Here is a 13249-nt window from a genome sequence, read left to right on the forward strand (position 1 = left end):
CGCCGTCCTATTCCGCCGCCTGGCGCTCGCCAAAGGCGATGCCGGTAAAAGTCTGGTTCAGATGCATCGACCGGTACTGTTCGCCATAGGTGCCGAAGCCGATGACATTGTTGACCCGGTAGAGTTCCGAAATGTCGCGAAACACCTGACGGTTGCGCGCATCCAGCCGCCGCAGCACGCAATCGAAGCCGAGGATCATGTCGATGCCGCCAAGCCTCTCCTCGACATCGCGCAGTGCCGCGCGCGTCGCTTCGACCATGTCCTTGGGCTGGGCGATCGACAGCACGACGCCATCGTCTATGGCGCAGAAGAACGACAGCGAGCCATCTGGATGCATCTTCTGGATCGACCGGCAGTAATATTCGCCGCCCACCTTCACCACCACCGGATGCGAAGCAAAGCTCAACGGCGTCAGCGTCTGCGGGATGATGCCTACCGAGGCGGCATACTCCTCCGCCGCATTGGTGGCGTTGAACTCGCGAACGATGCGGTGATCGGGATCGGACGCCGTCACCACCAGCTTTTCGTCGGTGGGAACGAAATTGTCGGTCTTGAAGACATGGAAGGGAATTTCCGTGGCGATCAGCACGATGATGGCGCTGTCGGAGGTGACCTTGCCGTTCGAGATCAGGCGCGTCGTCTCGAACTTCAGGTCATCGCCGGCCGAGCCGCCAAGCAGCGGTATGTCGTCAAGGCCCCAGTGGATGGCTGAACTCACCGCTTCCTCGGCATAGGAGAGCCCGTCGATGAAGCAGAGCGCGAAGGTGCCTTTGGTGCGGTCGCAACCCAGGCGCATGCGCAGCGACCGCCGCAAGGCCTCGACCTCGCTGGTGATCCTGTCCATGCCCGACGACGATAAATTGTCGACCATCACGCTGACGGCGGTGAACGCGGCGGACGGCAGCAACATGGCAAGCACATGGCCGTCCTCGAGACCCTGCGGCGTGATCTCGCCGGCGGTCGAGCAGCCGGCGTGGTGGAGTGCCGGCGCGTGGGTCATGAGCGCCTGCGAGAGGGCGCTGGCCTCGACCAGGCTCTGGGAAAAGAACAGCAGGGCAAAGCCGGCGTCGATCGCGGCTGCCTCCAGCGCGATCGCCCTGGCGAACGCCTCCATGTCGGGCTCGTCCGTGGTGAGCGCCGACAGGCCGCATGCATAGCGCGTCCGTGAACTGGCCAGCGATATTCTCCGCACTTCCTCCGACGCATTTTTGTGCGCGTCGGGCGCGCGAGCGTCGACCAACATTGTTGTCCCCAATCGGTAGTTTGGCAATGGGGCGACCGGGATTGCACGTTTGGGATTGGCCATGACCGAAAGTACAATGTGCCGCGTTTGCGACGTGCTGTTTTTTGTTCGTTGTGCAGTGTACGAATAACGCATGACCGAAGCGCCAACACCGCATCGGCAGCGTGATGACCAAGGTTGATACCCAGGGAGGATTCATGTCGGACGTTTCGTTGATGGTGAACGGAAAACGGGTCAGCGGTGCTGCCGAGGACCGAACGCTTCTGGTTCACTTCTTGCGGGAAAATCTCGGCCTTACCGGAACGCATGTCGGCTGCGATACCTCGCAATGCGGCGCCTGCGTCGTCCATGTCGACGGCAAGGCGGTCAAATCCTGCTCGATGCTCGCGGTACAGGCCTCCGGCTCGACCGTGGTGACGATTGAGGGCCTGGCCAATGGCGCCGACCTGCATCCGGTGCAGGCCGCCTTCAAGGAACATCACGGGCTGCAGTGCGGTTTCTGCACGCCGGGCATGATCATGACGGCGACCGACATGATCAGCCGCCACCCCGAAGGCCTCGACGAGGCGACGGTGCGCGCCGAGCTCGAAGGCAACATTTGCCGCTGCACCGGCTACCACAACATCGTCAAGGCGATCCTCGCCGCATCGAAGACGATGTCCAAGGTGGCGAAGGGCAAGGCGAAACAGGCTGCGTGAGATGAAGTGAGTAGCGAATAGCCAGTATTCCACTGACTGAACGCGGCTCTCGATCTCCACCACTCGCTATTCGCTACTCACTATTCGCTATTTCAGCATTTCGGGAGGAATTTCTGATGGGCATTGAAGGTGTTGGCGCTCGGGTCGCGCGCAAGGAAGACAAACGATTCATCACCGGCGCCGGCCGTTATGTCGACGACATGGTGGTTCCCGGCATGAAGCATGCCGCCTTCGTGCGCAGTCCGCATGCGCATGCGCAGATCAAGAAGATCGACGTCAAGAAGGCGCAAGGCATGCCCGGCGTCATCGGCGTGCTGACCGGCAAGGAACTCAAGGCCGACGGCATCGGCAACCTCATCTGCGGCTGGATGATCCACTCCAAGGATGGCTCGCCGATGAAGATGGGGGCGTGGTCGCCACTGGCTTTCGACCGGGTCCGTTATGTCGGCGATGCCGTGGTCGTCGTCGTCGCCGAGACCAAGGGCCAGGCGCGTGATGCCGCCGAGGCGGTCGAGATCACCTACAAGGAGCTCAAGGCCGTCGTCGATGCCTCCAAGGCGATGGACAAGGGTGCGCCGCAGATCCACCCCGAAGCCGACAACAATCTGATCTTCGACTGGGACATCGGCAATGCCGACGACACAGCCGCGGCCTTCAAGAAGGCAGCCCATGTCGTCAAGATGGACATCATCAACAACCGGCTGGTGCCCAACGCCATGGAGCCGCGCGCAGCCCTTGGCCATTACGACAAGGCCGAGGATCATTACACCTGCTGGACGACCTCGCAGAATCCGCACGTCGCGCGGCTGGTGATGAGCGCCTTCTACAACGTCGCGCCGGAAAACAAGCTGCGTGTGATTGCGCCCGACGTCGGCGGCGGCTTCGGCTCGAAGATCTACATCTATCCCGAAGAGATCGTCTGCCTGTGGGCGTCGAAGAAAACCGGCGTGCCAGTCAAATGGGTGGCCGATCGCACAGAGAGTTTCCTGACCGACGCGCATGGCCGCGACCATCACACCCATGCTGAAATGGCTTTCGACAAGGACCACAAAATTGTCGGCCTCAAAGTCGAAACCAAGGCCAATCTCGGCGCCTACATGTCGCTGTTTTCGTCGGCAACGCCGACCTACCTCTATGCGACGCTGCTGTCGGGCCAGTACAACATCCCCGCCATCCACGCCAATGTGAAGGCGATCTACACCAACACAGCACCCGTCGATGCCTATCGCGGGGCAGGGCGGCCGGAAGCGACCTTCGTCATGGAACGCATGATGGAGACCGCCGCGCGCCAGTTTGGCGTTTCACCGGCCGAGTTGCGCCGCAAGAACTTCGTCACCTCGTTCCCGCATCAGACGCCGGTCATCATGTGCTACGACGCCGGCGACTACGCGGCTTCGCTCGACGCGGCGATGAAGGCGTCGGACTATGCCGGCTTTGCCAAGCGCAAGGCCGCCGCCGCCAAGAAGGGCCTGCTGCGCGGCATCGGCATGAGCTGCTACATCGAGGCCTGCGGCATCGCGCCGTCGGCGGCGGTTGGTTCGCTCGGCGCCGGTGTCGGTCTTTGGGAGAGTGCCGAGGTGCGCGTCAATGCCGTCGGCACGATCGAGGTGCTGACCGGCTCGCACAGCCACGGCCAGGGTCATGAGACGACCTTCGCGCAACTGGTCAATGAGCGCTTCGGCGTGCCGCTTGATTCCGTCTCGATCGTGCATGGCGACACCGACAAGGTGCAGATGGGCATGGGCACCTATGGCTCGCGCTCGGGTGCGGTCGGCATGTCGGCCATCGTCAAGGCGCTCGACAAGGTCGAGGCCAAGGCCAAGAAGATCGCAGCACACCTGCTCGAAGCCGACGAGGGCGACATCATCATCGAGAACGGTGCGCTGAAGGTCGCCGGCACCGACAAGAACGTACCGTGGTTCCAGATGGCGCTCGCCGCCTACACCGCCCATAATCTTCCGGGCGGCATGGAGCCGGGGCTGAAGGAGACGGCGTTCTACGATCCGTCGAACTTCACCTTCCCGGCCGGCTGCTACATCTGCGAGGTCGAGGTCGATCCGGAAACCGGCATGACCGAGATCATCCAGTTCGTCGCCGCCGACGATTTCGGCAACATCATCAACCCGATGATCGTCGAGGGCCAGGTGCATGGCGGGCTGGCGCAAGGCATCGGCCAGGCGCTGCTCGAAGGCGCCCACTATGACAACAGCGGCCAGCTTTTGACCGCGAGCTATATGGACTACACCATGCCGCGCGCCAGCGACCTGCCGTCATTCAAGGTTTCGACCTCGAACACGCCGTGCCCGGGCAATCCGCTCGGCATCAAGGGCTGCGGCGAGGCCGGCGCCATCGGCTCGCCGCCGGCGGTGATCAACGCCATCACCGACGCCATCGGCAGCAACGATCTTGCCATGCCGGCTTCGCCGTCCACCGTGTGGGCAGCGATCCGCGCGGCGAAACATTGAGGAGGAACGAGCATGTATTCGGTCAATTATCATCGTGCCGCCTCGGTCACTGATGCCGCCAAGCTGATCAAGACGGGTGACGCCAAGCTGCTTTCGGGCGGCATGACGCTGATCCCGGCGATGAAGACGCGGCTCGCCGCACCGTCCGACCTGGTCGACCTGTCGCGGATCAAGGAGCTGCAGGGCGTCAAGGTGTCGGGCAAGACCGTCACCATCGGCGCTGCCACCACGCATCACGCCGTTTCCAATGACGAGAAGCTGAAGAAGGCCTGTCCAGCACTTGCCCATCTGGCATCGCTGATCGGCGATCCGGCGGTGCGCCACAAGGGGACGATCGGTGGCTCGATCGCCAACAACGATCCGGCGGCCGATTATCCGGCGGCGCTGCTGGCGTTGGGCGCCACCATCGTCACCAACAAGCGCGAGATACCAGCCGACAAGTTCTTCAAGGGCCTGTTCGAGACCTCGTTGAAGGATGGTGAGATCGTCACCGCCGTCACCTTCACCGCGCCGGCCAAGGCGGCCTATGAAAAATTCCGCAATCCGGCATCGCGCTACGCCATCGTTGGCGTGTTCGTGGCCAAGGGCAAGGATGGCGTCAGCGTTGCCGTCACCGGCGCCGGCGACGACGGCGTCTTCCGCTCGAAGGAGATCGAGGCCGCATTGGCCAAGAATTTCGCGGCCTCGGCACTCGACGGCGTGAAAGTGCCGGCGAAGAATCTGATGACCGACATCCATGCCTCGGCCGACTATCGCGCCAATCTGATCGCGGTGATGGCCAAGCGGGCGGTGGCTGCCGCCAACGCCTGAGAAACTGTTTGGAAACTCTACTCTGGCGGCCATCTGATGGCGTTTTCTGCGCTTCCGGTGCTCACGGACCCAAATGTCCGCTGCGCTCCGGTTCTCGAAACCACCACCATATGACTCGCCAGAGCGAATTTCGAAACAGTTTCTGACACGATGAGTTGCAGACAAGGAAAGGGGCCCTCGGGGCCCTTTTTCGTGTGTGGTGACCTGTATCCGTCCTGTTGCTGATGGAATCGCCGCCGTGCAGCAATTCTCTGCTTGAAGCAATTCCGGCCGATACTTCGCCCGGAACTGTTCCGGCCGCGATCTCGCACTTGCACAAAGTGATATTGCACTGCAATATGACCTGGGGCGGGAATGCGAGCCGGGTTCGGAGTGTACCGCCGTGCCCTTTCGCATGCCTAATGCGAAAGGATCGGCATGACCGACATCTCCGCGACGCATGCCGTTCCATCCCGGTCCGCCGTCGACAGACCAGCCAGAACAAGACTGGCCTATCTCGACGGCTGGCGCGGCCTGTCGATCGCCCTGGTGCTGATCGGCCATTTCTTTCCCGTTCCCGGGATCAATCTCGGCGTGCTGGGCGTCGAATTCTTCTTCGTGCTCAGCGGCCGGCTGATGGGCGAGATCCTGTTCATCGAACGCTACCCGCTGAAGAAATTCTTCAAGCGCCGCTTTTCCCGCATCTATCCGGCGCTTCTGGTCTTCGTGGTCGTCGCGATGGTTGCGCTCTCCGGTACATTCATCGCTTTCAAATGGAAGGCGGCGCTGACGGCGCTGACATTCACCTACAATTATGCCGGCATTCTCGTGACGCGGGCAGGGGCGCTCGACCATATATGGTCGCTCTGCATCGAGGAGCACGCCTATATCATCCTGGCGCTGATCAGCGTCATCGTCTCAAGCCGCTCTCGCGTCGTCGTGCTGCTCCTGGCGCTGGCCTTTCTGGCCATGGCCAACGGCGCGGTTTCGTACTGGGTCTTCGGGATGGACTACGAAACCACCTATTGGCGCACCGACGTGCACATAGCGTCGATCCTGCTGTCGGCTTCGATCTGCCTGCTCAAGGCCGATGGCAGGCTGCCGGCGGTCTTGAGAGGCAAGCATGTGGCCCTGGCGGCATCGATCTGCGCCGTTCTGCTGTTCCTCGATCCGGTGCCGACGCCGATCCACTATCTCTTCGCAGTGCCGCTGCTGGCTCTGGCCGTCAATGTGCTCGATTTCAGCCCGCGCTATTTTTCCGGACTGCTGTCCTCCTGGCCGATGGCAACGCTGGGACTGTGGTCGTACTCGCTCTATCTGTGGCAGCAGCCGTTCTATAAATTCGTCTATGAGCAAGGCAGCGCGCCGATCCCGATGCTGGCCGGCGTCTTTGCCTGCGCGCTCTGCAGCTACTACCTGATCGAACGACCGGCACGCGAATGGCTTAACCGCAACTGGTGAATGCCGCCGGCCTCATCGAGGCGCTGCCTTTCGTGCCTCGAGATATCGGCGGAGACCGGCTTCGCCGCGCGGTGTTGTCCAGCGATGGTTCCAGGCGAAGGCCGGCCGCAGCAGCGGGGCGAGGAATTTGAGGATCGGCCTCAGCACCGTGACCTGCCAGGTCAATTGCACATGGGTGCCGGTGCCCGATGGCGACAATTCCGCCCGCCACAGCCCGTCGAAATCGCCGTGGGTTTTCACCACCACCAGGCGGCCGGGTACGAGCTCCGCCGCTTCGATGATGAAATTCAGCTCATAGGGCAGGGCGCCGCGAGCCCTGGCTCTTGCGCGCGAACCGATGGTCGCCTTGCCCTTGCTGTCGAGCGGCACCACTTCCTTGTAGACGTCGCCCCACCAGAGCGGCAGCAACTCGGCATCCGAGAGCACCTCCCACACCTCCTGCGGCGTGCCCTCGGGGATGTGCCAGCTTTCGTCGAAGCGGAAGACATTGCTCGGCACTGTACTTCCTCCGGTTGGTGGAAACACCTACATTAGCTTCAGCTTCTTTGTGTGGCCAGCGCAGCGGATCAGGCGGTGATCTGCCTGACGTAATAGCGCACCGCTTTTTTGCCGCCGTGGATCACCGCGTCACCGGCCTCAGCGAAGCCGAGTGCGGCGTGGAACGCATCCGAGGCGGGATTGGGCGGGTCGGTGTTGACCTCGCAGGTGACCAGCGTGTGACCGGCGCGCGCGATATGGTCGAACAGGTCCTGATAGAGCCGGCGGGCATGGCCGCGGCCACGCGCTTGCGCCGCCACCACCACACGGTCGACATAGACGAAGCGCTTGTAGCGTTCGCGGAACCAGACGAAATTCGGGCTGTCGTAACGGGCGTCCTGGTCGAAGGTCATGATGAAGGCTTCGAGATCACCGATGCGGCGTGCATAGAACGCTTCGCCGAGCAGGAAAGACAGCCGCTCTGGCTCCAGCCACGACAGTTCGGCGGCGTGCTCATTGTTGAGCGCCAGGATCGCCGCTTCGTCTTCGGCCAGTACACGGCTGATCGGGGCAGGGGCTGCGCTCATGCCTTGGCTGCCTTGATGGTGGCCGCCACGACGTCGGTGTCAGTCAGCGTGTTGCGATACTCGCGGTCGAGGTCGGAGCCACCCATGCCGACATGGGGATTTCGGTAGTTCATAGCGCTTGGCACATCCTTGAGGGCTGCGAAATGCATTTCGGACAGGCCGGTTTTGCTGCGCACGTCGGCGATGTTGTGCAAGTCCAGCCCACCGCAGCCGAGGATGACGATGCGGTCGCCGGCCTGCCGCACCAGATCCGCCAGGAGTGAAGCGCCTTCTACTGCCATGTCACGCTGGCCGCTGGTCAGCACGCGGCCGACCTTGCTGCGGATCAACGCTTCCAACGCCTCGGCCGGGTCGCGCGTCATGTCGAAGGCGCGATGGCAGGTGACGTGCAAGGGGCCGGCGGCCTGCGTCAGTTCGCTCATGCGCGCTTCGTCAATGGTGCCGTCGGCGTTCAGGCAGCCGAACACCACGCCGGGCACGCCGAGCTCGCGTAGTGCCGAGACATCGGCCAGCATCGAGGCGTACTCGGTTTCGCTGTAGAGAAAATCGCCGCCGCGCGGCCGCACCATGACATGAAACGGCACGCTTGCCTGGTCGAGGGCGGCGCGCACCGTGCCAAGGCTCGGCGTGATGCCGCCTTCAACGAGGCTGGCACACAATTCGACGCGATCGGCGCCGGCAGCTTCTGCTGCCAGCAGGCCGTCAATGCCTTCGACACAGATTTCGATCAGCGGCAGGCGATTCTCTCTGGTCAAGGGGCGATCCAATCCATGATGTCGCCGACAGCCCTAGCATCGGGCCGGTTGGCGCGAAAGCATGAACAGCGCGCCGCCATTTGGGCCAGGCGGCATTTCCCCGCTTGACACTCTCATAACCATGGAGTTATGGATTAATCAATAGCCAAATGGTTATGGGTTTGTCGTCGGCAACATGGCGGCGCGGCCGGCATCCGGGCCGGCAAGACATGCCCTGACGAAACACTTCAAAGGAGAAAGACCATGCAAGCAAGGATCAAAAACCCGGTGGTACTCATTCCCGGATCCGTGCAGGCGCTGCTGGCGCTGGACAAGTCGACCGAGGCGGCCGACGTACCCTATGTCACACGCAAGCTCATCCATCTGCGCGCCAGCCAGATCAACAACTGCGCTGTATGCGTCGACATGCATGCGCGCGAACTGAAGAAGGCCGGCGAAAAGGACGAACGCATCTTTGCGCTAGCGGCATGGCGGGAGACGCCTTACTTCACCGATGCGGAACGCGCGGCGCTGGCGCTGGCTGAGGCCGGCACACGGCTCGCCGACCGGCCGGACGCGGTGCCGGACGATGTCTGGGACGAGGCCGCCCGGCACTATGATGAAAAGGCGCTAGCTGCCCTCGTCATCCAGATCGCGCTCATCAACGCCTTCAACCGGCTGAACGCCACGACACGGCAGATGGTCGGCGCCTGGGATTAAGTGCTTGGCCAAGTGGTCGTGCGCGACGGTGCGGTGACACGTGGCGCGATACCAGGCAGCCGAAATGATGACGCTAACGGCTGTCTTAGTTTGTTCATCGCGCTGACCTACAAAGTGGCATCAACGATGGAGTGTGCCATGCCAATCGATACGTCAGATCTCGACCAACTCCAGGGCGCCTACAAGGCTGCGGTGGAGGAATGGATAGCGGCGATCAAGCTGGAAGAGGAACTCACGTCTGTCAATCATTCAATAGCCGAGATCGACAAATGGGAAGCGGCGCACTTCAAGGAAGATGAGGTGCGCGGCAAGGTTCTGGAATTGAAGAAAGAGTACGAAGATGCGTTGCGCAAGGAGCAATTCGGCTTCTGAAATTGTCGACTGAGCAAGGCACACCAGGGATATTTGCGCCACCATGTTCAGACGGGTGGTCAGAAGCCTTACCGACATTCCTGGGCACATTTGTCGACATGTCGAACGTATCCTGGGCGGCCAAAGCTACTGGCGCAGTTCCGTGTTCTTGGCGCCTTCCTCGACCTGATCGATCACCAGCAGCTTCACCGGACCATCGCCGATATTGGTGGCCTGATGCCACTGGCCGATCATTTCAACGATGAAATCGCCAGTCTTGTAAGTGTTGCTGTTGCCGCTCTCGACATTGGTGACCTTCAGCGTGCCGGCCTGGACATAGGCGTAGCGCGGGAAGGGGTGTCTGTGAACAGGCAAGGTCGCGCCCGGCGCGATGTCGTAGGTCGACGCCAGCACCTGCACGTTCTTCTGCGGCAGCGTGATCGGCTGGCCGGACGCCGTCGTCGTGCGTGATGCCAGTGGCGTCACCACGACAGGCGTGCCGCTGCTGTCCAGCGCCCAAGCCGGGTTTACGGAAAAGGCCGCTGTGAGCAGTAGCACCGACACCAGAATTTTTCGCATGATTCGCTCCAACCGTGGTGTCAGCATCGCGCGGTAGTCATCTGCTAGCAAGGTAGCGTTGAGCGCGCGGTTCAATGGACCTTGTGCGGTGCGGCAGAGTTGGGCTAGCGGCCAAGAGCGAGTCGGCGATGAGTGCGGCTGCTGGCGGCGGCCTAGCCAGGTCAGCCTCGCAACAGTCAGTGCTAATATAAGGTTCGAGGCGTTACCACAGGAGGTTTCAATGGTTTCCGCAATCGCAAATCAGCATCGGCAAGTACCGGAAAAACAAACGGCAGTGGGAAAGCCGGAAACGAGCGATGGATTTTCACGAGGCCGCAGCGCAGACGCCGTGGGACATCTCGCCAAAATTATGGTTGCCGCAACCGGCGACGTGGATGCTGGTGCGCAAGGTCGCGCGGCATCCAAGATCGCCAGGATGGACATCACAGTTTTGACGCCACCACCTGAAGAACCATCAGTGGAGTAAGATAAGCCGTTTCGGGCGCTTCGGGCCGCGCTCGTCATCAGCGGCATGCGACCCGATCATGAGCTATGCGACGGCTCTCAGCGGCGGCTCCGCCAACGTCCCCAGGCCTGCGCATCCCGAGCAGGCGATCGTCTTTCCGGGGCAACCGGTCCGATGCGTCCCTTGCGGGCAGCAATGCCCGTTTGACGCCGACCATTTGGAGCAGTCGAAGACCCTGCCGCTGCCATGACAGCGCAGGCATTCCATATTCACTGAAGTCATCGCCAATTCTTGCCCAACCAAAACGCACTACCCCCACGCCGCAAGTAGCAGGAATCATTGCGCTTTCAAGCACAGCGCCCTGACTTAAATTGGGTGGATTGATGATGCGGGGAGAGACGGCCGGCGTCGACTGGGGGGCCGGTTGAGCGGCCTAAGCCTTGGAAGATCAATCCACGCCTGCAACGGCGGGCTGTTGCCCGGCCGTGATTAAGGTCATCGTGATGAGCTTCCTCGCCTCGATCCGCTTAAGGCAATGATCGGGAATATCTGGCCACGTCGCCTTGGCGCATTCTTTCTCCGTGACCGCGACGGATGTCTCCGGCTGCACGTTCGCGGCCTGCGTAGCGGTGGATGACGCGAAGAGAACCGTCTGAGTCAGCAGAGCCGATAAGGCGGCGACCTGGAACAGCACAGCAGCAAGGGCGATCTTTTTGAGCATGCCAGAGAACGCTCTTCAACGGTCCCGGTTCCCCCAGCTTTCAGTTTTCGGCGCCCTAGCGGGAACAAGAGACGCGGATTCCGGTTAAATGGATTATGCCAAACAGGGTCAAAGAACCGCCACCACCGAAGGCCGAACCGAAGAAGGCAGATCTCCAGCGTCGCCACAAAGAAGCACCGCCAGAGCTTAGACACATCGATCCGCCACCGCGAGACGTGCGAGAGGCACCGGTGCCCAATCCAAACGGCGATAAGAAACCCTGACGAGATCGGCCGAAGCCGAAGGCCAGGCTACATGCCTGCTACGCGACAACGCCGTAGCCCCGGTGTCGTGATGTCATAGACGAGTGCGCTGGATCAGCGGAAACGATTCACCCGCGAAAGGCGGCGGGTCCGGCCTTTTGAGGCAACCTAAGGACTTCCGATTCCGTAGGCATGCGGTAAATCAGCCCTTTTGGGTGATCGACTGAAGGTCTCATAGCTTTGAAAAATTTGGCTCCCCGGGCCGAATGAAACCGCGAACTACGAGCTGCCGATCCCCCTCGAAACTACGCTAAAACCTTCCGTCAAGACTCGCAAGCGTGACCGAGAGCGCGCGGAGCGCATCGAATTGGCCGGCGGGCCTGGTCCATCCCTCCGAGACCGCGCTGTCACATTTGCCCGTGAAAAGGGTGAAGTGCGAACGCGCGAGCTGACTGAGATCGGAATTCCCCGCTGCTATCTGGCCCGGATGTGCGACGAGGGGCTGCTCAGCAAGGTTGGCTATGGAATCTACCGCGCCACAGATCGCTAGGTGGTATCATTAGATTTTGGTTAAGCCGTGGTTTGCCGAGAGCATTCTTGACGTCGTTAACACGCGGGAAGAGGCGCGAGCTCCTGCACGGGTCCTGGCAGGATGGTGACCTTCGCGCCGTATCCGAGGCCGTTGTCGATCATCGCGAAGTGGCCCGATGATAGCTTCAGGCGCTGGCGATAGGTGCCTGAGACGTGTTCGCCGGCTATTGCCGCCACGCTAGGAAAAAAGACCGGTGCCCTCGCTGGGAGGTTGCCCGAATGGCGCCGGCCAGACGGTCCTTTTCAGGTCCGCCGCTCTCCAGACATAGCTGAGTCTTTCCGCTGCGTCAGGTGGTGGCGGACTACGCTTTGGCTTTCCGCCTCGCAGGTGCCTTCTTGGCTGGTGCGACGGGTTCAGCCTTGCGGCCAAGCCCGATGGACTTCGCCAGTTGCGAGCGCTGAGCGGCGTAATTCGGAGCTGTCATAGGGTAGTCGTGCGGCAAGTTCCATTTGGCGCGATAGGCGTCCGGTGTCAGGCCAAAGTCCGTGCTGAGATGCCGCTTCAGGGATTTGAACTTCTTGCCGTCTTCGAGGCAGATAATGAAGTCCGGCGTCACCGACCTCTTCGGGTTGACCGCGGGAGTTTGCGGTTCAACGACAGGCGGAATCGGCGTGCCTAATCCGGACAGCGAAGCATGTACCGATGCTATCACGTCCGGCAAACCAGACACCGGCAATGGATTGTTGCTGACATATGCTGAGACAATGTCGGCTGTTAACTCAGCTAGTTCGGCAGGGGTTCATGGACATTGAGCCTGCCGCCTGCAGCGTTGTCGTCTTCCCGCTGGTCCGTCGCATCGGCAAGGTTCGCGACGTCGCCCGCAAGATGCTCGACAAGTCGACCGATCGCCATGCCGAAAGCTACCGCGACCAGGTGACGACCGGCTTACTCGGTCACATGGTCCGCATCGGGATCCCCGATCAGGAACAAGACGAACAGCTCGGCGCGTTCTGGTCTGCCGTCGACGCGGAGATGACGCGCTTGACCTATCGAGGCAGTCGGCCAGGAGGCAGCGCGGCATGAAGCCTGTTGTCGTTAGCTTCGGACCTGACGGGGCCTCGATATCGCCGAGGCGGCGCCACTCCTATCAAGTCGCGCATGGGAGGTTGCTCAATAGGGCGCACCTCCACGTCTCCCGCCTTCCG

General features: G+C 61.6%; 15 protein-coding genes and 1 pseudogene. 9 read left to right on the forward strand and 7 right to left on the reverse strand.

Annotation, left to right across the window (positions count from 1 at the left end; genetic code table 11):
* Positions 1–7 precede the first annotated feature (7 nt).
* Complete coding sequence (locus EJ076_RS18410) at positions 8–1243, reverse strand: FIST signal transduction protein (RefSeq protein ID WP_126068847.1); 1236 nt, start codon at positions 1241–1243, stop codon at positions 8–10.
* A 197-nt stretch (positions 1244–1440) separates the two neighbouring features.
* Between EJ076_RS18410 and EJ076_RS18415 the strand changes: the two genes are divergently transcribed.
* From EJ076_RS18415 to EJ076_RS18430, 4 genes are all read left to right on the forward strand, one after another.
* Positions 1441–1941, forward strand: a complete 501-nt coding sequence (locus tag EJ076_RS18415) for a (2Fe-2S)-binding protein (protein WP_109668754.1) — start codon at positions 1441–1443, stop codon at positions 1939–1941.
* Positions 1942–2057: 116 nt separating this feature from the next.
* On the forward strand, positions 2058–4406 hold the full coding sequence (locus EJ076_RS18420) for a xanthine dehydrogenase family protein molybdopterin-binding subunit (RefSeq protein ID WP_126068848.1): 2349 nt from the start codon (positions 2058–2060) through the stop codon (positions 4404–4406).
* Between the two features lie 12 nt (positions 4407–4418).
* Positions 4419–5216 carry a xanthine dehydrogenase family protein subunit M gene (locus tag EJ076_RS18425; protein ID WP_126068849.1) on the forward strand — a complete coding sequence of 266 codons (798 nt, stop codon included), beginning with the start codon at positions 4419–4421 and terminating at the stop codon, positions 5214–5216.
* Between the two features lie 417 nt (positions 5217–5633).
* Positions 5634–6656, forward strand: a complete 1023-nt coding sequence (locus tag EJ076_RS18430; protein ID WP_126068850.1) for an acyltransferase — start codon at positions 5634–5636, stop codon at positions 6654–6656.
* 12 nt (positions 6657–6668) lie between these two features.
* On the opposite strand, the gene EJ076_RS18435 is transcribed toward EJ076_RS18430, so the two are convergent.
* The 3 genes from EJ076_RS18435 to EJ076_RS18445 all read right to left on the reverse strand — a co-directional run bounded on the left by EJ076_RS18435 (position 6669) and on the right by EJ076_RS18445 (position 8475).
* Positions 6669–7154 (reverse strand): SRPBCC family protein, encoded by a 486-nt coding sequence (locus EJ076_RS18435; RefSeq protein ID WP_126068851.1) that lies wholly within the window; start codon positions 7152–7154, stop codon positions 6669–6671.
* A gap of 68 nt (positions 7155–7222) precedes the next feature.
* Positions 7223–7720, reverse strand: coding sequence for a GNAT family N-acetyltransferase (locus EJ076_RS18440; protein ID WP_126068852.1), 498 nt, complete (start codon positions 7718–7720; stop codon positions 7223–7225).
* On the reverse strand, positions 7717–8475 hold the full coding sequence (locus EJ076_RS18445) for a copper homeostasis protein CutC (protein WP_245462828.1): 759 nt from the start codon (positions 8473–8475) through the stop codon (positions 7717–7719). Before EJ076_RS18445 ends, EJ076_RS18440 begins: the two co-directional genes overlap by 4 nt.
* 243 nt (positions 8476–8718) lie before the next feature.
* On the opposite strand from EJ076_RS18445, the gene EJ076_RS18450 reads away from it, so the two are divergent.
* Positions 8719–9174, forward strand: coding sequence for a carboxymuconolactone decarboxylase family protein (locus tag EJ076_RS18450; protein ID WP_126068854.1), 456 nt, complete (start codon positions 8719–8721; stop codon positions 9172–9174).
* 18 nt (positions 9175–9192) lie between these two features.
* Entirely contained in the window at positions 9193–9546 is a 354-nt protein-coding gene (locus EJ076_RS18455; RefSeq protein WP_245462829.1) for a hypothetical protein, read from the forward strand.
* Positions 9547–9672: 126 nt separating this feature from the next.
* On the opposite strand, the gene EJ076_RS18460 is transcribed toward EJ076_RS18455, so the two are convergent.
* Positions 9673–10104 (reverse strand): cupin domain-containing protein, encoded by a 432-nt coding sequence (locus tag EJ076_RS18460; RefSeq protein ID WP_126068855.1) that lies wholly within the window; start codon positions 10102–10104, stop codon positions 9673–9675.
* 220 nt (positions 10105–10324) lie between these two features.
* On the opposite strand from EJ076_RS18460, the gene EJ076_RS18465 reads away from it, so the two are divergent.
* A complete protein-coding gene (locus EJ076_RS18465; protein ID WP_126068856.1) occupies positions 10325–10570 on the forward strand; it encodes a hypothetical protein in 246 nt (81 codons plus the stop codon).
* A 427-nt stretch (positions 10571–10997) separates the two neighbouring features.
* Here the strand turns inward: EJ076_RS18465 and EJ076_RS18470 are convergent, their stop codons facing one another.
* Entirely contained in the window at positions 10998–11270 is a 273-nt protein-coding gene (locus tag EJ076_RS18470; RefSeq protein WP_126068857.1) for a hypothetical protein, read from the reverse strand.
* A 609-nt stretch (positions 11271–11879) separates the two neighbouring features.
* On the opposite strand from EJ076_RS18470, the gene EJ076_RS36045 reads away from it, so the two are divergent.
* Positions 11880–12062, forward strand: coding sequence for a type IV toxin-antitoxin system AbiEi family antitoxin domain-containing protein (locus tag EJ076_RS36045; RefSeq protein ID WP_281036064.1), 183 nt, complete (start codon positions 11880–11882; stop codon positions 12060–12062).
* Positions 12063–12405: 343 nt separating this feature from the next.
* Here the strand turns inward: EJ076_RS36045 and EJ076_RS18480 are convergent.
* Positions 12406–12834 (reverse strand): annotated as a pseudogene (locus tag EJ076_RS18480) (MucR family transcriptional regulator); the annotation flags it as partial.
* Between the two features lie 11 nt (positions 12835–12845).
* Between EJ076_RS18480 and EJ076_RS18485 the strand changes: the two are divergent.
* Positions 12846–13127, forward strand: coding sequence for a DUF6074 family protein (locus tag EJ076_RS18485; protein ID WP_126068859.1), 282 nt, complete (start codon positions 12846–12848; stop codon positions 13125–13127).
* The last annotated feature ends 122 nt before the right edge of the window (positions 13128–13249 follow it).

The organism is Mesorhizobium sp. M7D.F.Ca.US.005.01.1.1 (genome assembly GCF_003952545.1).
GTDB classification, from domain to species: Bacteria; Pseudomonadota; Alphaproteobacteria; order Rhizobiales; family Rhizobiaceae; genus Mesorhizobium; species Mesorhizobium loti.

Excerpts from the sequence above, each read along its gene's own strand:
- EJ076_RS18415 (WP_109668754.1), top strand. The coding sequence starts at position 1,441 with ATGTCGGACGTTTCGTTGATGGTGAACGGAAAACGGGTCAGCGGTGCT.
- EJ076_RS18470 (WP_126068857.1), bottom strand. The coding sequence starts at position 11,270 with ATGCTCAAAAAGATCGCCCTTGCTGCTGTGCTGTTCCAGGTCGCCGCC.
- EJ076_RS18430 (WP_126068850.1), top strand. The coding sequence starts at position 5,634 with ATGACCGACATCTCCGCGACGCATGCCGTTCCATCCCGGTCCGCCGTC.
- EJ076_RS18450 (WP_126068854.1), top strand. The coding sequence starts at position 8,719 with ATGCAAGCAAGGATCAAAAACCCGGTGGTACTCATTCCCGGATCCGTG.
- EJ076_RS18425 (WP_126068849.1), top strand. The coding sequence starts at position 4,419 with ATGTATTCGGTCAATTATCATCGTGCCGCCTCGGTCACTGATGCCGCC.
- EJ076_RS18440 (WP_126068852.1), bottom strand. The coding sequence starts at position 7,720 with ATGAGCGCAGCCCCTGCCCCGATCAGCCGTGTACTGGCCGAAGACGAA.
- EJ076_RS18485 (WP_126068859.1), top strand. The coding sequence starts at position 12,846 with ATGGACATTGAGCCTGCCGCCTGCAGCGTTGTCGTCTTCCCGCTGGTC.
- EJ076_RS18460 (WP_126068855.1), bottom strand. The coding sequence starts at position 10,104 with ATGCGAAAAATTCTGGTGTCGGTGCTACTGCTCACAGCGGCCTTTTCC.
- EJ076_RS18465 (WP_126068856.1), top strand. The coding sequence starts at position 10,325 with ATGGTTTCCGCAATCGCAAATCAGCATCGGCAAGTACCGGAAAAACAA.
- EJ076_RS18410 (WP_126068847.1), bottom strand. The coding sequence starts at position 1,243 with ATGTTGGTCGACGCTCGCGCGCCCGACGCGCACAAAAATGCGTCGGAG.
- EJ076_RS18420 (WP_126068848.1), top strand. The coding sequence starts at position 2,058 with ATGGGCATTGAAGGTGTTGGCGCTCGGGTCGCGCGCAAGGAAGACAAA.